The organism is Pseudomonas sp. TWI923, assembly GCF_039673365.1.
GTDB lineage: Bacteria > Pseudomonadota > Gammaproteobacteria > Pseudomonadales > Pseudomonadaceae > Aquipseudomonas > Aquipseudomonas sichuanensis.
In genome coordinates this window covers 18981-44074 of the sequence record NZ_JBDJLM010000015.1, presented here as the reverse complement: position 1 = coordinate 44074, position 25094 = coordinate 18981, and the positions used below count along the sequence as shown (strand labels likewise).

Below are 25094 nucleotides of genomic sequence, written 5' to 3'. Positions count from 1 at the left end.
CTTTCGCGGCGCAAGGCCGCTCCTACAGGGGACCGCGATAACCTGTAGGAGCGGCCTTGTGCCGCGAAAGGGGCGCACAGCGCCCCCATACGCTCTAAGAGGACACCATGGCCCCCTGGCTCACAGTAGTAGGCATCGGCGAAGACGGCTTCAGCGGCTTGGGCAAGCAGGCCCGACGCGCCCTGCTGGCGGCCACGCACATCGTCGGCAGCCCGCGCCAGCTGGCCCTGCTGCCCCACTGCGCGAGCGCCGAGCAGATCCACTGGCCCAGCCCGTTTTCGCTGGAGCCGGTGTTGGCCCTGCGCGGCCAGCCGGTGTGCGTGCTGGCCAGCGGCGACCCGATGTTCTATGGCGTCGGCGCCAGCCTGGCGCGCCAGTTGCCCAGCAGCGAGATGCAGGTGCTGCCAATGCCCTCCTCCTGCGCCCTCGCCGCCGCACGCCTGGGCTGGCCGTTGCAGGACGTGCAGGTGGTCTCGGTGGTCGCCCGCCCGCTGGCCGCGCTCAATGCCCACCTGTTCAGCGGCCTGCGCCTGTTGGTGCTGAGCAACGACCAACACAGCCCGGCCGCCATCGCCGCGCTGCTGCGTGAACGCGGCTTCGGCCCGAGCCGCTTGCAGGTATTCGAGCATCTCGGCGGGCCACTGGAGCGCCAACTGAGCGGCACGGCCGAAGACTGGCCGCACGCCGATATCGCCGCGCTGAACCTGGTGGCCATCGACTGCCAGGCCAGCGCCGATGCCCCTCGCCTGCCCCGCGTCGCCGGCCTGCCGGACAACGCCTTCCGTCATGACGGCCAACTGACCAAACGCGATGTGCGCGCCATCACCCTGGCCCGCCTGGCGCCGCAGCCCGGCGAACTGCTGTGGGACGTGGGCGCCGGCTGCGGCTCGATCGGCATCGAGTGGATGCGTGCCCACCCCAGCTGCCGCACCCTGGCTATCGAGGCCGACGAAGGCCGCCAGGGTTTCATCGAACACAACCGCGATGCCCTGGGCGTGCCCGGCCTGCAGCTGATTCGCGGCAAGGCCCCGCAGGCGCTTCAAGACCTGGAGCGCCCCGATGCGATCTTCATCGGCGGCGGCGTCACCGGCGAAGGCGTACTGGCGCTGTGCTGGGAGCGCCTGCGCCCTGGCGGGCGGCTGGTGGCCAATGCCGTGACCTTGCAGAGCGAAGTCGCCCTGGCGCAGTTCCGCGAACTGCATGGCGGCGAACTGACCCGTATCCATATCGCCCACACCCAGCCGTTGGGCAGTTTCGACACCTGGCGCCAGGCGCTGCCGATCACCCTGCTCGACGTGGTCAAGCCTCTCGATGCGTGAAGAAACCCGTGAACAACCCGCGCCCCTGCGCAGCGGCCTGACCACTGGCAGCTGCGCCACCGCCACCAGCCTTGCGGCAGCACGTCTGCTGCTGACCGGCCAGCACCATGATGCGGTGCACATCACCCTGCCCAAGGGCAAGGTGGTAGAGATGCGCCTGGAGTTCTGCCGCGCCTGCGCAGACGGCGCCGAGGCCGGCACGCTCAAGGATGCCGGCGACGATCCGGATGTCACCCATGGTGCGCTGCTCTACAGCCAGGTGCGCCTGCTCGCCGAACCCGGCATCCGTTTTGTCGCCGGGCAAGGCGTGGGTACCGTGACGCGCCCGGGCCTGGTACTGGGTGTTGGCGAGCCCGCGATCAACCCGGTGCCGCGGCGGATGATCAGCGAGCACTTGCAGCAACTGGCAAACGAATGTGCCTACGCTGGTGGTTTCGAAGTCACGGTCAATGTCCGCGACGGTGAAGCCCTGGCCCTGAAGACCATGAACCCGCGCCTGGGCATCCTCGGCGGGCTGTCGATCCTCGGCACCAGCGGCATCGTCCGGCCGTTCTCCTGCGCGGCCTATATCGCCTCGATCCACCAAGGCATCGATGTTGCCCACACCAACGGCTACACCCATATCGCCGCGTGCACCGGCAACGCCAGCGAAGACACCATGCGCCGGGTGTACGGCCTGCCCGAAATCGCCCTGATCGAGATGGGCGACTTCGTCGGCGCCGTGCTCAAGCACCTGCGCAAGGTGCCGGTGCCGCGCCTGAGCCTGTGCGGTGGCTTCGGCAAGATCAGCAAGCTGGCCGCCGGGCACATGGACCTGCACAGCCGCCATTCGAGCATCGACCTGCCCCAGCTGGCCGGCTGGGCTGCCGACATTGGCGCCGACGCAGCCTTGCAGACGGCCATCGTCGGCGCCAACACCAGTCAGCAGGCCCTCGCCCTGGCCCACGCCGCCGGTATCGCCCTGGGCGACGAAGTCTGCCGCCATGCGCTGACCTTCGCCCGCAGCGTGGTGCCGGCCCAGGTGCAGGTGGAGGTGTTCGCCATCGACCGCCAGGGCGGCATCGTCGGCAAGGCGGGCGTGCAATGAAGGGGCGCATCCTGCTGCTGGGCGGGGTGACCGAGGCCCTGGCCATCGCCCGCACACTTGGGCCGCAGCATGTCTACAGCCTCGCCGGCATCGGCCGCGTGCCCCAGGATTTGGCCTGCCAGGTTCGGGTCGGCGGCTACGGTGGCGCCGAGGGCCTGGCGCGTTACCTGGGTGAGGAAGGCATCGACCTGCTGGTTGATGCCACTCACCCCTATGCCGCGCAGATCAGCCAAAACGCCGCACAGGCTGCGGCCATGGCCGGCATTCCCTGTTGGGCGCTCAGGCGCCCGGCCTGGCAGGCGCAACCGGGGGACGACTGGCGCGAGGTGGCGGGCTGGGATGAGTTGATCGAGGCACTGGCGCCTTTCGAACGCCCGCTGTTCACCCTCGGGCGTGAGCCGTTGCAACATCTGGACGAGATTCCTTTGCATCAGTTCTGGACCCTGCGCGCCCTCGACGCTTGCCCAGGTAATGAGCGCTGCGAAGTGATCGGCGCGCGTGGGCCGTTCCGTATCGACGATGAGCGCGCGCTGTTCGAACGCCGGCAGATCGATGTGCTGGTGAGCAAGAACAGTGGCAGTGCGGCGACTGAGCCGAAGCTGGAAGTCGCGCGCGAACGGGGGGTGCCGGTGTTGGTGCTCAAGCGGCCGGTACTGCCGGAGGTGGAGCGGGTTTTCGAAGTTCCGAAAGAGCTACTTGAAGCGCTGGAAACACGCTGAAACTTGCCGGAATCCTTGGACATACATTGCCGCTTTGTGCTGCGAGGTTCATGAGGCATGTTTCCACCTTCAACAGCAGCGCATTCGGGATGATCACGTCAGGGCTGCAAGGTGCCCGCCTGAAATTTTTCAGCGCCTGTGAGATCGAGCGCCGCCCGCGCGGCGCATCGCTGGCAAGCCAGCTCCCACAGTTTGTTTCGGGCCAATGAGTCCTGTGAAAGTACCGCTGTCCGCCTTGGTGCATGTCTTGAGTCATGTGGAGCATCATTAGCGACCACGCCAATACCGCGTCGCCCCAACAAAGGCGGACCAGGTGATGGCACAGAAAAAACTGGCCCGAAACAGATGTGGGAGCTGGCTTGCCAGCGATGCGCCGCGCGGGCGGCGCTCGATCTCACAGGCGCAGCAAAAGTTGTGGCGAGCACCTGGCAGCCCTGACACAAACATCCTGAGAGTGCTAACCCTCAACAGTGGAGCAGCAGCCATGCCAGACCCAACCCAACTCCCCGAGCAATCAGAACTCTCCTACGCCGACTCTGGCTGGGATCGGTGGTTTGCTGCCGATACCGTAAGCGAGGACTACATCACCAACCGTGACCAACCTGCTGAACAGCACCCCCCGCGCGCGCTCAGTTCAGAGCAGCACGCAACAGATGGCCCTGTGCCTTGATCTTGCCGTAAAATCCCCTCCCCTCTACTGGAAGGCTCCACCCATATGGAAATGCAATGGTGGATCTGGCTCGTCTTCGGCGTGGCCCTGATCCTGCTGGAACTGGTGCTCCCCACCTTCTTCATTCTCTGGTTCGGCATCGGCGCCGTGCTGGTGTCGTTCATCGCGCTGCTCGCCCCGAGCCTGCAACTGGATATGCAAGGGCTGCTGTGGGTAGTGTTCTCGTCCATCACCACCGTGCTCTGGTTCAAAGTGTTCCGCCGCAAGAAAGCGGACGTGCGCTGGACCGCCGACAGCGTGATCGGCGAGGTCGGCCTGCTGACCGCCAGCGTCTCGCAATTCCAGAAAGGCCGCGTGCGCTTCCAGAAGCCGATCCTCGGCAACGAGGAATGGACCTGCGTCGCCGACAGCGACATCCCCGCCGGCGAGCGTGTGCGCCTGGCCGCCATCGAAGGCAATACCGCCCGAGTCACCCGGGCTTGAATCCGCACTAAAAGGAAGTTCGCAAACATGACCAGCCTCATCGTCGTCGCCACCCTCGCTGTATTCGTCCTGATCACCGTGTTCAAGGGGGTGCGCATCGTGCCTCAGGGCGAGGAATGGATCGTCGAACGCCTGGGCCGCTACCACAGCACTCTCAAGCCCGGCCTGAATATCGTCATCCCGTACATGGACGTGGTTGCCTACCGCCTGCCGACCAAGGACATCATCCTCGACGTGCAACAGCAGGAGATCATCACCAAGGACAACGCGGTGATCGTCGCCAACGCCCTGTGCTTCGCCAAGGTCGTCGACCCTCAGAAAGCGTCCTACGGTGTGCAGAACTTCTCGTTCGCCGTCACCAGCCTGACCATGACCTCGCTGCGCGCCATCGTCGGCGCCATGGACCTGGACGAAGCGCTGTCCAGCCGCGAGCAGATCAAGGCACGCCTGCGTGAGGCGATGTCCGAGCAGACCGAAGACTGGGGCGTGACCGTGCGCTCGGTGGAGATCCAGGACATCAAGCCATCGCCGAGCATGCAGACCGCCATGGAGCGCCAGGCCGCCGCCGAGCGTGAGCGTAAAGCCGATGTGACCCGCGCCGAAGGCAACAAGCAGGCCGCCATTCTGGAAGCCGAGGCGCGCTTGCAGGCCGCCAAGCTGGATGCCGAAGCCCAGGTCAACCTGGCCGAGGCCTCGGCACGGGCGATCACCCTGGTGAAGGAAGCGGTGGGCAGCGAGACGGTGCCGGCCATGTACCTGCTGGGTGAGCGCTACATCGGCGCGATGGAGAACTTGGCCGCCAGCGACAATTCGAAAGTCGTGGTGCTGCCTGCGGACCTGCAAGAGACCGTGCGCGGTTTGATGGGCCGCGCCAAGGCCTGACATCACCGGCCCTGCGGGAGCGGGGTTGTGGGAGCAGGGGTTGTGGGAGCGGGCTTGCCCCGCGATGGGGCCCGCCCGGGCAACATCATTCCCAGGTCTGGCCCCATCGCGGGGCAAGCCCGCTCCCACAATGCCCGCTCCCACGAACGTGCGGTGATCTGCCCCAGGTGCGGCACTTCACCGCACCCCGGCATTTTTACCTATACTCCGCCGTACAATAGCCCCCACGATTCCTGACCGGATCTCTCCATGCCCCCACGTCGGCACATCGCCTGGATAGCCTGCCTTGCAGTGCTGTTCAACCTGCTGGCCATGCCGCTGTCCTCTGCCGCGCCCAAGGGCCCGGCCGAGCAGCTGCTGTGGGGGGCTTTCTGTTCGAGCATGGCGAACAAGGCCAAAGTCGATGTACAGGCCCTGGCCAAGATCGACCTCGGGCCGCAAAGCGATGACAGCGCCAGCATGATGAACTGCTGGTGCTGCTCGGGCGCCGCGCCCTTGCTGGCCTTGCCCGGCTACCCGCCACAACTGCACAACCCGCCGTTGCTGCTGGCCGGGCACATCCCGTACCTCGCCGACTACCAGCCCACGCCGCGCCAGTTATGGCCCGCGCTCAATCCCCGTGCCTCTCCGCTGGCCTGATGTTCACTACGCTGTCCATCAGAACCTGAACAGACCGGAGATTCACCCATGCTCAAGCAAGCCCTTGTCCTGGCCGCCCTGTTGCTGCCCGGCGCCTATGCCAACGCCCATGAATACAAAGTGGGCGACCTGCACATCGCCCACCCTTGGTCGCTGGAATTGCCGCCGAACGCGCCCAACGTGGCGGCCTACTTTGTCGTGCACAACAACGGCAAGGCCGATGACCGCCTGCTCTCGGTGGACAGCCCCATCACCGATGATGCCCAACTGCACGAACACGTGATGAGCGCCGCCGGCGCCATGAAGATGCAACACGTGCAAAGCGTGGTGGTACCGGCCGGCAAGGATGTGGTGTTCGCCCCCAGCGCCTACCACGTGATGATCATGCAGCCCAAGGACCGCAGCCTGCTCACGGACGGCAAGCGCTTCCCGCTGACCTTGCACTTCGAAAAAGCCGGTGACGTCACCGTCGACGTCGCCGTGCAGAAGCAGCCACCGGCCGACCAGCCCGCGTCGCACGAACACGCACACTGATCAGCTGACAGGCGCTCACCATGAGCCTGCCGCGCAACAGCTCAACCCGCAGCACCCGCCCTGATCGCAGGCGCGTCGGTGGCGGCTGGCTGAGCCTGTTCGCCATGTGGATGATCTTCATCGGCCCACTGGTTTCCCAGTCGATGCCGATGGAGAACCACGCCGGCATGTCCATGCCGATGGACATGTCGATGCCGATGGACATGTCGATGGCCATGCCCATGGAGCATGGCCACGATCATCACCAGGGCCACGGCAACGATGGCCAGCTGCATGTGATGTGGGAAAAGTGCGGCTACTGCAGCCTGCTGTTCAACTGCCCCGCCCTGCCTCAGACCCTCAGCCCGCTTACAGCGGGCAGCGTACTCCCACCCGTCCACCTCGCCGTCGCCACGCGCCAGGGCCATGCCCGGCAGGCTGTATTCCCCGGCGCGCGCAGCCGCGCGCCACCCACCTCGATCGTCGTCTGAAACCACTTTTTTACTGCCCGAAGCCAGGAGGCTTCGCGCTGACTCACGACTGATCGACTGGAATCACTATGTCCGGCTGTACCCCTGTTTTTGCCCTTTCCCTGCGCGGGACCATCGCCCTGCTGTGCGGCTCCCTGCTCGCACCCCTGGCCGTGGCCGCCGAAACCGGCCACGAAGGCCACGCCCACGATGCTGCCGAGCTGAGCCCGACGGTGATCACCGCCATCGCCCCCAGCTCGCCACTGACCGTGGTCACCAACCCCAAGGACCCACGCCAGCCGGTGCCGGCCAGCGACGGCGCCGACTACCTCAAGACCATCCCCGGGTTCTCGGTGATCCGCGCTGGCGGCACCAACGGCGACCCGGTGCTGCGCGGCATGTTCGGCTCGCGTCTGAACATCCTCACCAACGGCGGCATGATGCTCGGCGCCTGCCCCGGCCGCATGGATGCGCCGACTTCGTATATCTCGCCGGAAACCTACGACCGCCTCACCGTGATCAAGGGCCCGCAAAGCGTGATCTGGGGCCCCGGTGGTTCCGCCGGCACCATCCTCTTCGAGCGTGAACCGGAAAAGTTCGGCGAGCTCGGCAGCCGGGTCAACGGCAGTGTGCTGGCCGGCTCCAATGGCCGCTTCGACAAGGTGCTCGACGCCGCCGCCGGCAACCAGCTGGGTTACGTGCGCTTCGTCGGCAACCAGTCGCATTCCGACGACTTCGATGACGGCAACGGCGACACCGTGCCCTCGCGCTGGGACAAGTGGAACGGTGATGCCACCGTCGGCTGGACCCCGGACGCCGACACCCTGCTGGAGCTGACTGCCGGCAAGGGCGACGGCGAGGCCCGTTCCGCCGGGCGCGGCATGGACGGCTCGCAGTTCAAGCGCGAAAGCCTCGGCCTGCGTTTTGAAAAGTCCAACCTCGGCGAGGTGCTCGACAAGGTCGAGGCGCAGGTCTACTACAACTACGCCGACCACGTGATGGACAACTACAGCCTGCGCACCCCGTCGGGCAGCGGCATGATGGGCATGCCCATGGTCAGCAACGTCGACCGCCGCACCATGGGCGCACGGATCAAGGCCACCTGGCGCTGGGCCGACGTGCAGTTGATCAGCGGCGTCGACGCGCAGACCAACGAGCACCGCCAGCGCGGCGGCATGGGCATCGACGCGCACAAGGGCAAACCCTGGACCAAGGACGCCGACTTCCACAACTACGGCGCCTTCGGCGAACTGACCTGGTACGCCACAGGTGTTGACCGCCTGATCACCGGCGCCCGCCTGGACCGCGCCTCGGCCCGCGACTTCCGCAAGGCCAGCCCGACCCAGGGCGACACCCGCGCCGACACCCTGCCCAGCGGCTTCGTGCGCTACGAGCACGACCTGGCGGCGATCCCCGCAACCACCTACATCGGCCTCGGCCATGCCCAGCGCTTCCCCGACTACTGGGAGCTGTTCTCGCCCAAGCTGGCCCCGGCCGGCTCGGCGAACGCCTTCGACGGCATCAAGCCGGAGAAAACCACCCAGCTCGACTTCGGCATCCAGTACCAGGGCGAACGCCTGGAGGCCTGGGCCTCGGGCTACGTCGGCCAGGTGCGCGACTACATCCTGTTCGACTACCGCCGCACCATGATGGGTGGCTACACCTCCCAGGCACAGAACATCGACGCCCGCATCATGGGCGGCGAACTGGGCGCGGCCTACAAGCTCACGGAAAACTGGAAGGCCGACGCCACCCTGGCCTACGCCTGGGGCAAGAACAGCAGCGACGGCAAGGCGCTGCCGCAGATGCCACCCCTGGAAAGCCGCCTGGGCCTGACCTACAGCCAGGACGCCTGGAGCGTCGGCACGCTGTGGCGGCTGGTGGCCGAGCAGAACCGCATCGCCGAGAACCAGGGCAACGTGGTGGGCAAGGACTACGGCAAGAGCGCCGGCTTCGGCGTGTTCTCGCTCAACGGCGCCTACAAGATCAACAACAACCTCAAGCTCAGCGCGGGCGTCGACAACCTGTTCGACAAGGCCTACGCCGAGCACCTGAACCTGGCAGGGAATGCCGGGTTCGGCTATCCGGCGAACTCGACGCAGCCGGTGAACGAGCCAGGCAGGACCTTCTGGACCAAGGTCGACTTCAGCTTCTGACAACAACAAACGGGCGCGGGGCCTGACCGCGCCCAACTCAGGTCTACGGGAGGCTCCCATGAGCAAACCAAACGTATCGTTCTACAACCTGGCCTGGCGCTGGCATTTCTATGCCGGGCTGTTCGTCGCGCCGTTCATGATCCTGCTGGCGATCACCGGGATCATCTACCTGTTCAAGCCACAGCTCGACCCGCTGATGTACCGCGACTTGATGGTGGTCGAGGCCGGCCACCACCGGCAAAGCGCCGACACCCTGCTGGCCAACGTGCGCCAGGCTTATCCACAGGGGCACGTGGGCCAGTACCTGCCGCCGCTGGACGCCGAGCGCAGCGCGCAGTTCGTGGTGCACGCCGGCGGGCGCGAACTCAATGTGTTCGTCGACCCGTACAGCGGCAAGGTGCTGGGCGAGCAGGACGGCAAGCAGAACCTGCAAGCCATCGCCCGCGCCCTGCATGGCGAGCTGATGGTCGGCACGGCCGGTGACCGGCTGGTGGAACTGGCGGCGGGCTGGGGCATTGTCCTGGTCGTGTCCGGCCTCTATTTGTGGTGGCCACGCGGGCGCAACAGCGGCGGGGTGCTGTGGCCACGCTTCAGCGCACGCGGCCGGGTGCTGTGGCGCGACCTGCACGCGGTCACCGGTTTCTGGGGCTCGGCCCTGTTGCTGCTGATGCTGATCAGCGGCATGACCTGGACCGGCCTGTGGGGCAAACAGTACGCCGACCTGTGGAACCGCTTCCCGGCGGCCATGTGGAACGACGTGCCGAAGTCGGACAAGCAGGCGGGCGAGCTGAACGACGCCCACCGCCAGACCGTGCCCTGGGCGCTGGAAAACACCCCGATGCCAGTGTCCGGCGCCCATGCCGAGCACGCCGGCCATCACATGGCCGACCAGGCGCCCGCCGCGCCGCAGGTCAGCCTGCAGCAGGTCGAGGATGTCGCCACCCTGCGCCAGGTCGCGCCGGGCTACAGCATCACCCTGCCAACCACGGCCGACGGCGTGTTCACCATCGCGGTGTTCGCCGACGACCCGCGCAACGACGCCACCCTGCATGTCGATCAGTACACCGGCAAGGTGCTGGCCGACGTGCGCTGGCAGGACTACAGCCCGGTGGCCCGCGCCACCGAGCTTGGCGTGATGCTGCACGAGGGCAAGATGTTCGGGCCGTTGAACCAGATCGTCATCCTGCTGGTGTGCCTGATGATCCTGCTGGGGTCGGTGAGCGGGCTGGTGATGTGGTGGAAGCGCAAGCCCACCAGTGGCCTGGGCGTGCCGCCGCTGCGCCACGACCTGCCGCGCTGGAAGACCGCCGTGGGGGTGATGGTGGTGCTGGGCGTGGCGTTCCCGCTGGTGGGGGTGTCGATGGTGGTGATGTGGGTCATCGATAATCTCGTGCTGCGCCGGCACAGGGCCATGGCTCAAGCCTGACTCCGCGCCGGCCCCTTCGCGGGTAAACCCGCTCCCACAGATTCAACTGCGTTCGGCGAACCTGTGGGAGCGGGTTTACCCGCGAAGAGGCCGGCAAAGGGCAACCATTGACCCTCGTCATGTAGTCATTCGATCTGCACCGCCAACATCGTGTCGATCTGTCGCGCCCCTATCTGGAACGGGCGTGTTAGCCTACCCGGCTACCTCTGACAAGAAGACTGACCCTCAATGGAATGCAGCCTATGACCCGGACCTCCTCCACCCCTGCTGAAGACCAGCACCTGCAACGCAACCTGACCAACCGTCACATCCAGCTCATCGCCATCGGCGGTGCCATCGGCACCGGCCTGTTCATGGGTTCGGGCAAGACCATCAGCCTGGCCGGCCCGTCGATCATCTTCGTCTACATGATCATCGGCTTCATGCTGTTCTTCGTCATGCGCGCCATGGGCGAACTGCTGCTGTCGAACCTCAACTACAAGTCGTTCATCGATTTCTCCGCCGACCTGCTCGGCCCCTGGGCCGGCTACTTCACCGGCTGGACCTACTGGTTCTGCTGGGTGGTCACCGGCATCGCCGACGTGGTGGCGATCGCTGCCTATACCCAGTTCTGGTTCCCCGACATGCCGCAGTGGATCCCCGCGCTCAGCTGCGTGGCGCTGTTGCTGTCGCTGAACCTGGTGACGGTGAAGCTGTTCGGCGAGATGGAGTTCTGGTTCGCCCTGATCAAGATCGTCGCCATCCTCGGCCTGGTGGTCACCGGCCTGTACATGGTCATCACCGGCTTCCAGTCGCCGGGCGGCGACACCGCAAGCCTGGCCAACCTGTGGAACGACGGCGGCATGTTCCCCCACGGCCTGATGGGCTTCTTCGCCGGCTTCCAGATTGCCGTGTTCGCCTTCGTCGGCATCGAGCTGGTGGGCACCACTGCCGCTGAAGCGAAAAACCCCGAGCGCACCCTGCCCCGGGCGATCAACTCGATCCCGATCCGCATCATCGTGTTCTATGTGCTGGCCCTGGTGGCGATCATGGCGGTCACGCCATGGCGCGACGTGGTGCCGGGCAAGAGCCCGTTCGTCGAGCTGTTCATGCTGGCCGGCCTGCCGGCGGCGGCGAGCATCATCAACTTCGTGGTGCTCACCTCGGCGGCCTCGTCGGCCAACAGCGGAGTGTTCTCCACCAGCCGCATGCTGTTCGGCCTGGCCCAGGAAGGCGATGCGCCCAAGGCCTTCGAGAAACTGTCGCGCCGTGCGGTGCCGGCCAATGGCTTGTACTTCTCCTGCGCCTGCCTGCTGCTGGGCGCGGTGCTGATCTACCTGGTGCCCGACGTGGTCGAGGCGTTCACCCTGGTGACCACGGTGTCGGCGGTGCTGTTCATGTTCGTCTGGACGCTGATCCTGCTGTCGTACCTGAGCTACCGGAAAAACCGTGCGGCGCTGCACGAAGCCTCGAACTACAAGATGCCCGGCGGGCGCTTCATGTGCTACGTGTGCCTGGTGTTCTTCGCCGGCATCCTGGTGCTGCTGAGCCTGCGTGACGACACCCGCCAGGCGCTGGTGGTGACGCCGATCTGGTTCGTGCTGCTGGCGGTGACTTATCAGTTCGTGCGCAGCAAGCGCCAGCCACGTGCGGCGGTGGGTGAAGCCTCTAACCGCTGATCCAGCCAGAGACCTGATTTCGCAAGCGCGCGGCGCTCACTGTGGGAGCGGGTTTACCCGCGAAGAAGGCAACGCGATGGATGGCACCGGCTTCGCCGGTGTTCGCGGCTAAAGCCGCTCCCACAGGTCCCTGCCAAATCAGTAAGTCATGTGCAGTCCTATAGGAGCGGCCTTGTGTCGCGAAAGGGCTGCAAAGCAGCCCCGGCGATTTTCAGCCTTGCTCAAACCCCACAAGCACGGCCTCGGCCAACGCCAACCCTTTCTCCAGCGAGTTCTCCGTAGCCGTCAGCAAACTGCGCAACGGCTCCCCGGCCTTCTCCAACGCTGCGGCATTGGTCTCATACGCCGCCTTCAACGCCGCCACGGCGCACACCAGCGCATCCTCGCTATCGACCCCGGCATGCACCGAAAGCATCGGGGCGTGGGCGTGATTGCAGGTGCCGAAATGGGAACAGGCGATAACGGGGCGGGGTTTGCAAATGGCGGGATTGACCCGCGATTCCGGGTTCATGGCTGCACCTCTCGCTGAGGGGCTTCGATGAGAGGTGCGCCAGCGACAGGCGCGAACGGTGGATCTGGAACGATCTTCTTGAGCATGGTGCTACTCCTTGCAGCCTTCTGAAGTGTTTCTCCGTGCCCACACGCCAATGTGGGTGGACGGAGCCGTGCGGGTTGGCGTTGCCGGTCAGAAGTTCCGGTGAGCCCGAAGGCTCCCACACACGGCTCCGCCCATAACGGGTGCAACCATGCAGGACACAACTATCGCAGGTGCGATGTGTCCGGTTCTGACAACGGGACGCCAATCCCGAACCGCAGAAACTACTGGGGTGCGGCACGGTACTCAAGTACCGCTTATGTGTCAAAAGTGTTCACGGCCCCAGGCCCCAATCCTGTGCAGGCCAATCCGGCAAGCACCATCCTGGACGCCCCAAACGCCCCGATTCGTCGCACAACCGCTCTATCACAAGCCTTCCGCCGCTCGGCACAGCCTTTGCAATCTCCGATCTGCCAGCACCACAACCTCACATCGGAGTGACCAAATGAAGCGACGCAGTCTGATCAAGGCCTTCACCCTCAGCGCATCGATCGCGGCAATGGGCCTGAGCTGGAGCATCCAGGCCGCCGAGACCATCAAGGTCGGCATCCTGCATTCGCTGTCGGGCACCATGGCGATTTCCGAGACCTCGCTCAAGGACATGGCGCTGATGACCATCGACGAGATCAACGCCAAGGGCGGGGTCAACGGCAAGCAGCTCGAAGCGGTGGTGGTGGACCCGGCGTCCAACTGGCCGCTGTTCGCCGAGAAGAGCCGCCAGTTGCTGACCCAGGACAAGGTCGCCGTGGTGTTCGGCTGCTGGACTTCGGTGTCGCGCAAATCCGTGCTGCCGGTGTTCGAAGAGCTCAACGGCCTGCTGTTCTACCCGGTGCAGTACGAGGGTGAAGAGATGTCGCCGAACGTGTTCTACACCGGCGCCGCGCCCAACCAGCAGGCGATCCCGGCGGTGGAATACCTGATGAGCGAAGACGGCGGCGGCGCCAAGCGCTTCTTCCTGCTGGGCACCGACTACGTGTACCCGCGCACCACCAACAAGATCCTGCGCGCCTACCTGCACAGCAAGGGCGTGGCCGACAAGGACATCGAAGAGGTCTACACCCCGTTCGGCCACGCCGATTACCAGACCATCGTCGCCAACATCAAGAAGTTCTCCGCCGGCGGCAAGACGGCGGTCGTCTCCACGGTCAACGGCGACTCCAACGTGCCGTTCTACAAAGAGCTGGCCAACCAAGGTTTGAAGGCCACCGAGGTGCCGGTGGTGGCCTTCTCGGTGGGAGAAGAGGAACTGCGCGGCATCGACACCAAGCCATTGGTGGGGCACTTGGCGGCGTGGAACTACTTCGAGTCGGTGGATAACCCGGTCAACCAGAAATTCGTCGCCGACTGGAAGGCCTACGCCAAAGCCAAGAACCTGCCGGGCGCCGACAAGGCGGTGACCAACGACCCGATGGAAGCCACCTACGTGGGCATCCACATGTGGGCGCAGGCCGCCGAGAAGGCCAAGTCCACGGACGTGGACAAAGTGCGCGAGGCGCTGGCCGGGCAGAGCTTCAAGGCGCCGTCGGGCTTCACCCTGACCATGGACAAGAGCAACCACCACCTGCACAAGCCGGTGATGATCGGCGAGATCCAGGATGACGGGCAGTTCAGCGTGGTGTGGCAGACCGAACAGCCGCTGCGGGCGCAGCCGTGGAGCCCGTTCATTCCGGGGAATGACAAGCGGCCTGACTATGCGGTGAAAGGTAACTGAGTGCATTGGGGCCGCTTTGCGGCCCTATCGCCGGCAAGCCGGCTCCCACAGGGATCGCGCCAGCCCTGAGCGCTTCACTGAACCTGTGGGAGCTGGCTTGCCAGCGATGAATCCACCGCCGATTTTCCAGGACTGCCCTTATGCTCAGATTCCTGCTCACCCTTCTGTTGCTGTTGCCCCTGGCAACACACGCCAGCGAGGGCGAATTCTTCCTCAGCGCCAAGCCCGCCGAACAGGCCAGCCTGCTCGAAACCTGGGCCGCACAACCCGATGCCGCACGCCTGCCGCTGCTGGAAAACCTGCGCCAAGGCCGCATCGCCGAAGGCGACACCCGCAAACTGCGCCTGAACAACCGCCTGCGCGGCCTGCTCGACAACACCCTGGCCAGCCACCAACTGCTCAGCGATCAGGCCGCGATCCGCCTGGCCGCCGCCCAGCAATTGCAAAAGTCCGCGCAACCGGCGCAGATGGCCTTCCTCGACCGCCGCTTCGCCGCCGAGCCGGACGCCGCCGTCCACGCCGCCCTGGGCCTGGCGCTGGCCAACCTGCAACTGGGCGCCAGCGAACCGGCCGTGCGCCTGGCCGCCGTGCGCCTGCTGGGCGAAACCGGCGACCCGCTGGCCCGCACCCGCCTCGAAGCGCTGCTGCAACCGGACGCCGAAACCGATGCCGCCGTGCGCACCGCCGCCGAAACCAGCCTGGCCCAGGTGCAACGCAAACTGCTGGTGGGCGAACTGCTGGGCCAGGCCTTCAGTGGCCTGTCGCTAGGCTCGATCCTGCTGCTGGCGGCCCTGGGCCTGGCGATCACCTTCGGCCTGCTCGGGGTGATCAACATGGCCCATGGCGAGATGCTGATGCTCGGCGCCTACAGCACCTACATGGTCCAGGTGCTGGTGCAGCGCTACGCGCCAGGGGCGATCGAGTTCTACCCGCTGATCGCCCTGCCGGTGGCCTTCGCCGTCAGTGCCGGGGTGGGCATGGCCCTGGAGCGCACGGTGATCCGTCACCTGTACGGCCGCCCGCTGGAAACCCTGCTGGCCACCTGGGGCATCAGCCTGATCCTGATCCAGGCCGTGCGCCTGATCTTCGGCGCGCAAAACGTCGAGGTGAGCAACCCGGCCTGGCTGTCCGGCGGCATTCAACTGCTGCCCAACCTGGTGCTGCCCTACAACCGCATCGTCATCATCGCCTTCGCCCTGGCCGTGGTGCTGCTCACCTGGCTGCTGCTCAACCGCACACGGCTGGGCCTGAACGTGCGCGCAGTGACCCAGAACCGCAACATGGCGGCCTGCTGCGGGGTGTCCACCGGGCGCGTCGACATGCTCGCCTTCGGCCTGGGCTCCGGTATCGCCGGGCTGGGCGGCGTGGCCCTGAGCCAGGTCGGCAACGTCGGGCCTGACCTGGGCCAGAGCTACATCATCGACTCGTTCCTGGTGGTGGTGCTCGGCGGTGTCGGGCAACTGGCCGGCAGCCTCTGGGCCGCCTTTGGCCTGGGCATCGCCAACAAGCTGCTGGAGCCGCAGATCGGTGCGGTGCTCGGCAAGATCCTCATCCTTGCGCTGATCATTCTGTTCATCCAGAAGCGCCCGCAAGGCCTGTTCGCCCTCAAGGGACGGGTAATCGACTGATGAACCAGCCACTGCTTGTCACTGCCGCACAAAAGGCCGGGCCGCGACTATCGCTGGCCCTCGGCGCCGCCGTGGTTCTGGTGTTGCTGGCCTTGCCGCTGCTGTCGCTGTTGCCCGACGGGCACGCGCTGCAGGTCTCGGCCTACACCCTGACCCTGGTGGGCAAGATCCTCTGCTACGCCATCGTCGCCCTGGCTCTGGACCTGGTGTGGGGCTACGCCGGGCTGCTGTCCCTGGGCCACGGGCTGTTCTTCGCCCTCGGCGGCTACGCCATGGGCATGTACCTGATGCGCCAGGCTGCCGGCGACGGCCTGCCGGGGTTCATGGCCTTCCTGTCGTGGAACGAGCTGCCCTGGTACTGGGCCGGCACCCAGCACTTCGCCTGGGCCCTGTGCCTGGTGGTGCTGGCGCCGGGGTTGCTGGCGCTGGTATTCGGCTGGTTCGCCTTCCGCTCGCGGATCAAGGGCGTGTACTTCTCGATCATGACCCAGGCCCTGACCTTCGCCGGCATGCTGCTGTTCTTTCGCAACGAGACCGGCTTTGGCGGCAACAACGGCTTCACCAACTTCCGCACCATCCTCGGCTTCGACATCACCTCGCAAGGCACTCGCGCGGTGCTGTTCCTGCTCACGGTCGGCCTGCTATTGGCCAGCCTGTACCTGTGCTGGCAGCTCACCCGCAGCAAGTTCGGCCGGCTGCTCACCGCGGTGCGCGATGCCGAGAACCGCTTGATGTTCTGCGGCTACGACCCGCGTGGCTTCAAGCTGCTGGTGTGGGTGCTCAGCGCCGTGCTGTGCGGCCTGGCCGGGGCGCTGTATGTGCCGCAGGTGGGCATCATCAACCCCAGCGAGATGTCGCCGACCAACTCCATCGAGGCGGCCGTGTGGGTGGCCCTGGGCGGGCGCGGCACGCTGATCGGGCCGCTGCTCGGCGCCGGGCTGGTCAATGGCATGAAGAGCTGGTTCACCGTGGCGTTCCCCGAGTACTGGCTGTTCTTCCTCGGCGCGCTGTTCATCGTCGTCACCCTGTACCTGCCCAAGGGCGTGGTCGGGCTTGTGAAGAAAAGGAGCCAGCCATGAGAGGCGTGCCCCCGGTGCATCCTGAATTCATGTTGGAACCGGTGTTCGATCAACTGGGCGCCGGCCGTGACGCCATCGGCCTGGGCCAGGCGCGCAAGGCCGGGCTCGATACCCGCCATGGCACGGTGCTGAGCCTGGAGGACATCAGCGTCAGCTTCGACGGCTTCAAGGCGCTCAACGGGCTGAACCTGTACATCGGCGTGGGCGAGCTGCGCTGCATCATCGGCCCCAACGGCGCGGGCAAGACCACGATGATGGACGTGATCACCGGCAAGACCCGCCCCGACAGCGGCAGCGCCTACTTTGGCGACACCCTCGATTTGACCCGCATGAGCGAATACCAGATCGCTCAGGCCGGGATCGGCCGCAAGTTCCAGAAGCCCACGGTGTTCGAGGCACTGACGGTGTTCGAGAACCTGGAGCTGGCCTTGAAGGCCGACAAGTCGGTGTGGGCCAGCCTGGCGGCGCGCTTGGGTGGCGAGCAGCGCCAGCGCATCGACGAGGTGCTGAGCACCTTGCGCCTGCTGCCATTGGCCCAGCGCCCGGCCGGATTGCTGTCCCACGGGCAGAAGCAGTTTCTGGAGATCGGCATGCTGCTGGTGCAGGAGCCGCAGTTGTTGCTGCTGGACGAGCCGGTGGCGGGCATGACCGACGCCGAGACCGAGTTCACCGCCGAGCTGTTCAGGTCGCTGGCGGGCAAGCATTCGCTGATGGTGGTGGAACACGACATGGGCTTCGTGGGCAGCATTGCCGACCATGTGACGGTGCTGCACCAGGGCAGTGTGCTGGCGGAGGGGTCGCTGGCGCAGGTGCAGGCGGATGAGCGGGTGGTCGAGGTGTATCTCGGGCGCTGATCGGGTTTTGATTTTTGTCTGCCTGCGCTGGCCTCTTCGCGGGTAAACCCGCTCCCACAGGATTTGCGCTGAACCTGTGGGAGCGGGTTTACCCGCGAAAGGGCCGGCATGGGCAATACGAATACTCCAGGAACAACACATGCTCAAAATCGACACCCTGCACCAATACTACGGCGGCAGCCACATCCTGCGCGGCCTGTCCTTCGAGGCCAAGGTCGGCGAAGTCACCTGCCTGCTGGGCCGCAACGGCGTGGGCAAGACCACCCTGCTGCGCTGCCTGATGGGCCTGCTGCCGGCCCGCGAGGGCCGCGTGGAATGGGAAGGCAAAGCAATCACCGCGCTCAAGCCGCAGCAACGGGTCCAGGCCGGCATCGCCTATGTGCCCCAGGGCCGCGAGATCTTCCCGCGCCTGACGGTGGAGGAAAACCTGCTGATGGGCCTGTCGCGCTTCCCCGCCCGCGAGGCACGGCAAGTACCGCCCTTCATCTACGAACTGTTCCCGGTGCTGGAGCAGATGAAACAGCGCCGTGGCGGCGACCTGTCCGGCGGCCAGCAGCAACAGCTGGCCATCGGCCGTGCGCTGGCCAGCCGCCCGCGCCTGCTGATCCTCGACGAACCGACCGAAGGCATCCAGCCCTCGGTGATCAAGGAAATCGGCGCGGTAATCCGCAAACTCGCCGACCGTGGCGATATGGCCATCCTGCTGGTGGAGCAGTTCTATGACTTCGCCGAGGAACTGGCCGACCAGTACCTGGTGATGGCCCGTGGCGAGATCGTCCAGCAGGGGCGCGGCGAAAACATGCAGGCCGAAGGTGTGCGTGGCCTGGTTACCATTTAATCTGCACAGACTTCCCTTGCGAGATGCCGTCATGAGTTACCCGCTGCGCGATGCCCTGGCAGAAGACCTGCCAGGCATCCTCGACATCTACAACGACGCCGTGCGCAACACCACGGCGATCTGGAACGAAACCCCGGTCGACCTGGCCAACCGCCAGGCCTGGTTCGAGGCCCGCGCGCAGCAGGGCTACCCGATCCTGGTGGCGGTGGATGAAACCGGGGTGCTGGGCTACGCCTCGTTCGGCGACTGGCGGCCCTTCGAAGGCTTCCGGCATACCGTCGAGCACTCGGTGTACATCCGTGGCGATCAGCGTGGCAAAGGCCTGGGGCCGATCCTGATGGCGGCGCTGATCGAACGAGCGCGGACGTGCGACAAACATGTGATGGTCGCCGCGATCGAGAGCGGCAACGCCGCGTCGATCCGCCTGCACCAGCGCCTGGGCTTCGCCATCACCGGGCAGATGGCCCAGGTGGGCGTGAAGTTCGGCCGCTGGCTGGACCTGACCTTCATGCAGCTGAATCTGGACGAAAACTCCCTTCCCCCCTCGAGGAGCTGAACCCGATGAACGCCGCCCACCTGCAACGCGTCACCCACGAAGGCCTGGCCTATTACCGCGAGGGCCTGGTGGCCCTGCTGCTGGATGCGGTGCGACAGGGTGCTTCGGTGGGCTTTCTGGCGGATATCGACGAGCAGCAGGCCAATGCCTATTTCGATGAGGTGAAGGCGCGCCTGGCCAGTGGCGAGCAACTTTTATGGGTGATCGCCCAGGGCCATGAGGTGCTGGCCAGCGTGCAGCTTGGCCTGTGCCTGAAGCCCAACGGGCTGAACCGGGCCGAGGTGCAGAAGCTGCTGGTGCATAGCGATGCGCGGCGGCGTGGGCTGGGGCAGCAACTGATGAATGCGCTGGAGGCCGATGCCCGGCGGATCAGGCGGGGGATGCTGTACCTGGACACCGAGGCCGGCTCCGGCGCGGAGGCGTTCTATCGGGCGCAGGGGTACAGCAAGGCGGGGGAGATCCCGGATTATGCCTGTGGGCCGGATGGGGTGTATCGGGCGACGGCGTTGTACTTCAAAGTCATCGCGACAACTTCGTGAAGCTGAGGGCGCTTTGCGCCCCTTTCGCGACACAAGGCCGCTCCTACAGGCGACCGCGATCCCTTGTAGGAGCGGCCTTGTGTCGCGAAAGGGCTGCGAAGCAGCCCCAGGATCTGACCGTCACATCTGGGTGAACCTGCCCAAGCGCTGGCGCAACATGCTGTTCTCGCTGCGCAACTGCTGCACCTCCTCCAGCAACTCCAGCGCCAGCGCCACCCCTTCCCACTCCAGTTCCAGTTCCTGATGCAGCTTCACCGCGCGTTTCAACGTAACCGGCGCGCGGTCATCGAACAGCCATTCGTCGGGCGTTCGCCCCGACGGTTCAACAATGCCGTGCTCGACGATCTCGATCACCCAGTCGGCCGTGACATCGGCCTCCTGGCACAGGGTACGCATGTCCAGTTGAACGATCAGGGTGCTGCTCATGGTCACTTACTCCATTGAGTCCTCGGATTGAACGCGGCTTTCTCGGAGAGCTGGGTCCACAGCTCGCGCGCGGCGGCGTCGGACTGGGCGGGCATTACCACTTTCAGCTGCGCATAGAGGTCGCCGCGCTCGCCCTGTTTGTTCAACAGGCCCATGCCCTTGACCCGCAGGCGCTGGCCGCTCTGGCTGTCGGGGCGGATGGTCAGGTTGATCTTGCCGGTCAGGGTCGGCACCGCCACCTTGGCGCCCAGCGCGGCCTCCCACGGGGCCAGCGGCACGGTGATGATCAGGTCATGGCCTTCGACATCGAACAGCGGGTGCGGGGCCATGCGCAGGGTCAGGAACAGGTCGCCGTTGGCGCCACCGCCCACGCCTGGCGCGCCCTGGCCCTTGAGGCGGATGCGCTCGCCATCGGTCACCCCGGCGGGGATCTTCACGTTCAGGGTCTTGGTGGTGAACCCGGTACGCTGCCCGGCGCCGTTGGTCTGCGGCACCTGGAAGCTGATCTGCTTGGATTCGTTGTTCAGGGTCTCTTCGAGGAAGACCGCCAGTTCCAGTTCCACGTCCTGCCCTCGTCTGCCGGTACTGCGCTGTTGCCGGCCGCCACCACCGAAGGGGTTGCCACCCCGGGCGCCGAAGATCGAACTGAAGAAGTCGGAGAAGTCGCCGCCCTCGAAACCGCCGCCGCCATTGCCGCCGCGGCTCTGCCAGCCAGGCGGGGCCTGGAACGGCCGGCCGTGCTGGCCGCCGTACTTGCGGATTTCGTCGAACTCGGCGCGCTTGTCCTTGTCGCCAAGCACTTCGTAGGCCTCGTTGGCCTCCTTGAATTTTTCCTCGGCGTCACGCTCCTTGCTGACGTCGGGGTGATACTTGCGCGCGAGCTTGCGGTACGCGGCCTTGATCGCCTTCTCGTCCGCGCTCGGTTCAACGCCGAGTATCTTGTAATAGTCTTTGAAGTCCATCTGTGGATCACCAATGTGAAAGTGCAGGTTGCAACTGAAGATAGGGGCCAAGCATAGCCTTTCAAGGTGCGCTTGGCTTTGCCTCACGGCAGACGACCGGTCTTGATTCTGTAGCCAACTGGCATACACTGCGCGGCCGTTTTGCCTCCGGAAGCTTTCCCCTCATGTCTGACGTATCCCCGGCCCGCGCCCTTGGCATCGATTTTGGCACCTCCAACTCCACGGTCGGCTGGCACCGCCCGGGCGTCGAGTCGCTGATCGCCCTGGAAGACGGCAAGATCACCCTGCCTTCGGTGGTCTTCTTCAACATCGAGGAACGTCGCCCGGTGTACGGCCGCCTGGCCCTGCACGAGTACCTGGAAGGCTACGAAGGCCGCCTGATGCGCTCGCTCAAGAGCCTGCTGGGTTCCAAGCTGATCAAGCACGACACCAGCGTGCTGGGCAGCGCCCTGCCCTTCAAGGACCTGCTGGGCATGTTCATCGGCGAGCTGAAAAAGCGTGGCGAAGCCGCCGCCGGCCGCGAGTTCGACCAGGTGGTGCTGGGCCGCCCGGTGTTCTTCGTCGATGAAGACCCCGCTGCCGACCAGGAGGCCGAGGACACCCTGGCCGAGGTGGCGCGCAAGATCGGGTTCAAGGACGTGTCGTTCCAGTACGAGCCGATCGCCGCGGCGTTCGACTACGAGTCGGGCATCAGCCGTGAAGAACTGGTGCTGATCGTCGATATCGGCGGCGGTACCTCGGACTTTACCCTGATCCGCCTGTCGCCCGAGCGTCACCTGGTGGACGAGCGCCAGGACGACATCCTCGCCACCGGCGGCGTGCACATCGGCGGTACCGACTTCGACAAGCAGTTGAGCCTGCAAGGCGTGATGCCGCTGTTCGGTTACGGCAGCCGGATGAAGAGCGGCGCACTGATGCCCACCAGCTACCACCTCAACCTGGCTACCTGGCACACCATCAACGCCCTGTACTCGCAGAAGTCGCAGCTGGCGCTGGGCAACATGCGCTACGACATCGAGGACACCCTGGGCATCGACCGCCTGTTCAAGCTGATCGAAGAGCGCGCCGGGCACTGGCTGGCGATGGAAGTGGAGGCCAGCAAGATCGAGCTGACCGAGCGCGACAGCCGTAGCGTGGACTTTGGCCGCATCGAACCGGGGCTCTGCGCCGAGCTGACCCGCGGGTTGTTCGAGGATGCCATCGATGGCTTGCTGGAGCGTGTGCGTGGCAGCGTGACCGAGCTGCTGGCCAGGGCCGGGGTGAATGAAAGCCAGGTGGACACGGTGTTCTTCACTGGCGGTTCCAGCGGCATCCCGGCACTGCGCAACAGCGTGGCGGCGATGCTGCCCAATGCGCGGCATGTGGAAGGCAATATCTTCGGCAGCATCGGTAGCGGGCTGGCGATCGAGGCGCGCAAGCGCTACGGGACAATCTGAACCTTTGCCTTCGCCTGTACTGGCCTCTTTGCGGGTAAACCCGCTCCCACAGGATTACCTATGCCTTGAAGGCAGCGGTGAACCTGTGGGAGCGGGTTTACCCGCGAAGAGGCCGGCACAGGTTCAAGCAATCCCTCAGACCAGCTCCATCCGCTTCAGCTCACTCTTCAGGTACGCATAGTAGATCGGCCCCGCCACCACCCCCGGCAGACCGAACGCGGCCTCGAACACCAGCATCGCCAGCAACAGCTCCCAGGCCTTGGCACTGATCTGCCCGCCGACGATCCGCGCGTTGAGGAAGTACTCGACCTTGTGGATCACGATCAGATAGCCCAGCGCCGCCGCCGCCACCCAGATCGACAGCGACATCCCGACGATGGTGATCAGGGTGTTGGACATCAGGTTACCGATTACCGGTAGCAGGCCGAGCAGGAAGGTCAGCACGATCAGCGTCTTGGTCAGCGGCAGGTGCACGCCGAACAGCGGCAGCACCACGGCCAGGAAGATGCCGGTGAACGCGGTGTTGAGCAGCGAGATCTTGATCTGCGCGAAGACAATGTTGCGAAACGCCTGCACCAGCAGGCTCAGGCGCTCGAACAAGGCCGCGGCCAGGGGCTTGCGCCGGGAAATGTCGGGGATGCGCTGCAAGGCGACGATGGCGCCGAGGATCATGCCGATCAGCAGCGTCACGAACATGTGCGCCATGCCCTTGCCCACCAGTTGCAGATCGCTCAGGTGGCTCTTGATCCAGTCGCCGATGGCCACCTTGAACTCGGCCGCGCTGGCCGGCAGGTAGGCTTCGATGAACGGCGGCAACTGGCCACGGGCGCGTTCGACCAGGGCCATGAACTTGTCCAGCGAGGCGCCGGGGTTCTCGGCTTCGTGCAGGAGGAAACTGAAGGCGCCGGCGAACAGCAGGGTCAGGGTGCTCACTACCAGCGTGCCCAGCAGGGCGACCGCCAGCCAGCGGGCGCGCTGCCCGGCGATCAGCGGCTGCAGGCGCGGGGTGAGCATGTTGACCAGTTCGAACACCAACAGCCCGGCCAGCAGGCTGGGGAGCAACTTCAGGGGCAATGCCAGCAACAGGCCGGCGATGACGATGACCAGGCTGGCAAGGGAGATCTGGCGGGGGGTGAAGGTCATACAGCCTCGACGGCAGACAGCGGAAAGTCCCGCAGTCTGCCAGCCTTCAATGCACAGGCATAGGCACAGGTCATTTCTTCTTCAGGCAGTCGCTCATGTAGGCCTTGCGCTCGTCGCCCTTGAGCGCCTTGGTGGTGGCGTCGGCGTTGCAGGTTTTCATCTTGTCCTGTTGGGTCTGCGGCACATCCTTCTTCAGGCAGGTGCTCATGAACGCCTTGCGCTCATCGCCCTTGAGCGCCTTGGTGGTGGCGTCGGCGTTGCAGGTCTTCATCTTTTCCTGTTGCGCGGTGGCGGCGAATCCTTGCCCGGCGATCAACATGCCCAACACCAGCAGTGGCACATGCAGCAGCTTCATGGAGTGGTCTCCTTGTCGGCGCGCCCGATGCGCGCTTGTCGAGCTGAGTGTAGACAAGAAATCTTACATCTCTGCCCGGGCCTGCCGCCGGTACTGCTCCGGCGTGCAGCCGGCCTGGCGCTGGAACATGGCGATGAACGCCGAGCCGCTGCTGTAGCCGAGGTCGAAGGCGATGGCCTGGATCGGCAGGCCGGCTTCCAGCGCCTCGATGGCCCGCAGAAAGCGCAGGCGCAGGCGCCACTCACCAAAGCTCATGCCCAGTTCGCGCAGGAAGTGCCGGGCCAGGGTGCGCTCACTGACATGCACCTGCGCGGCCCAGTCGGCCAGCGGGCGGTTGTCGCCGGGCTCGGCCTGCAGCCCGGCGAGTACCTGGCCCAGGCTGTCGCTGCGGGCGAACGGCAGGTAGCAGGTTTGCCTCGGCGCCTGGTGCAGTTGGTCGAGCAGCACCTGGACCAGGCGCTGGTCGCAGGCGTCCTGGGCCACCTTGAGGTCGCGCCGGGCGAAGTCGCCGAGGATCGCCTTGAGGATGTCGCTGACCACCAGGCTGCAGGGCTGGGCTGGCAGCTCGGCGCACAGGCTGCGGTCCAGGTACACCGAGCGGTAGACGATGGCCTGGGGGTTGTAGCAGCCGTGCTCGGTGCCCGGCGGCACCCACACGGCGTAGTGGGGAGGCGAGATGAAGCGCTGGCCTTCGACATCCAGGTGCATGACGCCGTGGGAGGCGTAGTTGAGCTGGCCCCAGGGGTGGCGATGGGGCGCGCTCTGGCTGCCGGCGCCGAATTCGTCGTAGCGGAAGTAGACCGGGGCGGGGAGCTGGTCGAATTGCGGGATGTCGAGGTACTGGCGGGGCATGTTGGCTGCTTCGCGGGGCGGGTTGTCTGGATGGGAGTATAGGCCTTACAACAGACAACCGATAATACCAGGCATCACACTCTCCCTGTGGGAGCGGG

The 25094-nt window shown here is 65.6% G+C and carries 25 protein-coding genes; 19 read left to right on the top strand and 6 right to left on the bottom strand.

Annotated features, from left to right (window positions below; translation table 11 throughout):
* Positions 1-107: 107 nt before the first annotated feature.
* The 11 genes from cbiE (at position 108) to cycA (ending at position 12022) form a co-directional block, all read left to right on the top strand.
* A complete protein-coding gene (gene cbiE / locus ABE459_RS09190; protein WP_346648016.1) occupies positions 108-1319 on the top strand; it encodes a precorrin-6y C5,15-methyltransferase (decarboxylating) subunit CbiE in 1212 nt (403 codons plus the stop codon).
* Positions 1312-2406: a cobalt-precorrin-5B (C(1))-methyltransferase gene (locus tag ABE459_RS09185; protein ID WP_323830410.1), complete on the top strand. Its 1095-nt coding sequence runs from the start codon at positions 1312-1314 to the stop codon at positions 2404-2406. The genes cbiE and ABE459_RS09185 overlap by 8 nt, the downstream gene beginning before the upstream one ends.
* Entirely contained in the window at positions 2403-3125 is a 723-nt protein-coding gene (locus ABE459_RS09180; RefSeq protein ID WP_323830411.1) for a cobalt-precorrin-6A reductase, read from the top strand. Before ABE459_RS09185 ends, ABE459_RS09180 begins: the two co-directional genes overlap by 4 nt.
* A 715-nt stretch (positions 3126-3840) precedes the next feature.
* Positions 3841-4278 (top strand): NfeD family protein, encoded by a 438-nt coding sequence (locus tag ABE459_RS09175; protein WP_125465715.1) that lies wholly within the window; start codon positions 3841-3843, stop codon positions 4276-4278.
* A gap of 27 nt (positions 4279-4305) precedes the next feature.
* Positions 4306-5160 (top strand): SPFH domain-containing protein, encoded by an 855-nt coding sequence (locus ABE459_RS09170; protein WP_125465716.1) that lies wholly within the window; start codon positions 4306-4308, stop codon positions 5158-5160.
* A gap of 249 nt (positions 5161-5409) precedes the next feature.
* Positions 5410-5799: a DUF2946 domain-containing protein gene (locus ABE459_RS09165; protein ID WP_323830412.1), complete on the top strand. Its 390-nt coding sequence runs from the start codon at positions 5410-5412 to the stop codon at positions 5797-5799.
* A gap of 48 nt (positions 5800-5847) precedes the next feature.
* The gene (locus ABE459_RS09160; RefSeq protein ID WP_125465718.1) at positions 5848-6333 is read left to right on the top strand and encodes a copper chaperone PCu(A)C; all 486 of its coding nucleotides are present in this window, start codon (positions 5848-5850) and stop codon (positions 6331-6333) included.
* Positions 6334-6353: 20 nt separating this feature from the next.
* Positions 6354-6803, top strand: a complete 450-nt coding sequence (locus ABE459_RS09155) for a DUF2946 domain-containing protein (RefSeq protein ID WP_323830413.1) — start codon at positions 6354-6356, stop codon at positions 6801-6803.
* A 68-nt stretch (positions 6804-6871) separates the two neighbouring features.
* On the top strand, positions 6872-8938 hold the full coding sequence (locus ABE459_RS09150; protein WP_323830414.1) for a TonB-dependent copper receptor: 2067 nt from the start codon (positions 6872-6874) through the stop codon (positions 8936-8938).
* A 58-nt stretch (positions 8939-8996) separates the two neighbouring features.
* A complete protein-coding gene (locus ABE459_RS09145) occupies positions 8997-10364 on the top strand; it encodes a PepSY domain-containing protein (protein ID WP_323830415.1) in 1368 nt (455 codons plus the stop codon).
* 242 nt (positions 10365-10606) lie between these two features.
* Positions 10607-12022 carry a D-serine/D-alanine/glycine transporter gene (gene cycA / locus ABE459_RS09140; RefSeq protein ID WP_258705194.1) on the top strand — a complete coding sequence of 472 codons (1416 nt, stop codon included), beginning with the start codon at positions 10607-10609 and terminating at the stop codon, positions 12020-12022.
* Positions 12023-12233: 211 nt separating this feature from the next.
* Here cycA and ABE459_RS09135 read toward each other — a convergent pair whose 3' ends face one another.
* On the bottom strand, positions 12234-12533 hold the full coding sequence (locus ABE459_RS09135; RefSeq protein ID WP_323830416.1) for a hypothetical protein: 300 nt from the start codon (positions 12531-12533) through the stop codon (positions 12234-12236).
* 529 nt (positions 12534-13062) lie between these two features.
* Here ABE459_RS09135 and urtA point away from each other — a divergent pair.
* From urtA to ABE459_RS09100, 7 genes are all read left to right on the top strand, one after another.
* Entirely contained in the window at positions 13063-14328 is a 1266-nt protein-coding gene (gene urtA / locus ABE459_RS09130) for an urea ABC transporter substrate-binding protein (RefSeq protein ID WP_323830417.1), read from the top strand.
* A gap of 140 nt (positions 14329-14468) precedes the next feature.
* Complete coding sequence (gene urtB, locus ABE459_RS09125; protein ID WP_323830418.1) at positions 14469-15956, top strand: urea ABC transporter permease subunit UrtB; 1488 nt, start codon at positions 14469-14471, stop codon at positions 15954-15956.
* The gene (gene urtC / locus ABE459_RS09120; protein WP_323830419.1) at positions 15956-17035 is read left to right on the top strand and encodes an urea ABC transporter permease subunit UrtC; all 1080 of its coding nucleotides are present in this window, start codon (positions 15956-15958) and stop codon (positions 17033-17035) included. Before urtB ends, urtC begins: the two co-directional genes overlap by 1 nt.
* A complete protein-coding gene (gene urtD, locus ABE459_RS09115) occupies positions 17032-17889 on the top strand; it encodes an urea ABC transporter ATP-binding protein UrtD (protein WP_125465726.1) in 858 nt (285 codons plus the stop codon). The genes urtC and urtD overlap by 4 nt, the downstream gene beginning before the upstream one ends.
* Before the next feature lie 139 nt (positions 17890-18028).
* On the top strand, positions 18029-18727 hold the full coding sequence (gene urtE / locus ABE459_RS09110) for an urea ABC transporter ATP-binding subunit UrtE (RefSeq protein ID WP_125860620.1): 699 nt from the start codon (positions 18029-18031) through the stop codon (positions 18725-18727).
* Positions 18728-18758: 31 nt separating this feature from the next.
* Complete coding sequence (locus ABE459_RS09105) at positions 18759-19283, top strand: GNAT family N-acetyltransferase (RefSeq protein ID WP_323830420.1); 525 nt, start codon at positions 18759-18761, stop codon at positions 19281-19283.
* Between the two features lie 5 nt (positions 19284-19288).
* Positions 19289-19822 (top strand): GNAT family N-acetyltransferase, encoded by a 534-nt coding sequence (locus tag ABE459_RS09100; RefSeq protein ID WP_125465729.1) that lies wholly within the window; start codon positions 19289-19291, stop codon positions 19820-19822.
* A 120-nt stretch (positions 19823-19942) separates the two neighbouring features.
* Here ABE459_RS09100 and ABE459_RS09095 read toward each other — a convergent pair whose 3' ends face one another.
* Both ABE459_RS09095 and cbpA read right to left on the bottom strand, forming a co-directional pair.
* Complete coding sequence (locus ABE459_RS09095; RefSeq protein ID WP_110992969.1) at positions 19943-20248, bottom strand: chaperone modulator CbpM; 306 nt, start codon at positions 20246-20248, stop codon at positions 19943-19945.
* Positions 20249-20250: 2 nt separating this feature from the next.
* A complete protein-coding gene (gene cbpA / locus ABE459_RS09090) occupies positions 20251-21210 on the bottom strand; it encodes a curved DNA-binding protein (RefSeq protein WP_110992970.1) in 960 nt (319 codons plus the stop codon).
* Between the two features lie 164 nt (positions 21211-21374).
* On the opposite strand from cbpA, the gene ABE459_RS09085 reads away from it, so the two are divergent.
* Positions 21375-22646 (top strand): Hsp70 family protein, encoded by a 1272-nt coding sequence (locus ABE459_RS09085; RefSeq protein WP_323830421.1) that lies wholly within the window; start codon positions 21375-21377, stop codon positions 22644-22646.
* 135 nt (positions 22647-22781) lie between these two features.
* Here the strand turns inward: ABE459_RS09085 and ABE459_RS09080 are convergent, their stop codons facing one another.
* From ABE459_RS09080 to ABE459_RS09070, 3 genes are all read right to left on the bottom strand, one after another.
* Positions 22782-23789, bottom strand: coding sequence for a hypothetical protein (locus ABE459_RS09080; RefSeq protein ID WP_125465731.1), 1008 nt, complete (start codon positions 23787-23789; stop codon positions 22782-22784).
* Between the two features lie 70 nt (positions 23790-23859).
* Positions 23860-24144 carry a PsiF family protein gene (locus tag ABE459_RS09075; RefSeq protein ID WP_110992973.1) on the bottom strand — a complete coding sequence of 95 codons (285 nt, stop codon included), beginning with the start codon at positions 24142-24144 and terminating at the stop codon, positions 23860-23862.
* A 63-nt stretch (positions 24145-24207) separates the two neighbouring features.
* Positions 24208-24996, bottom strand: a complete 789-nt coding sequence (locus tag ABE459_RS09070; RefSeq protein ID WP_323830422.1) for a helix-turn-helix transcriptional regulator — start codon at positions 24994-24996, stop codon at positions 24208-24210.
* Between the last annotated feature and the right edge of the window lie 98 nt (positions 24997-25094).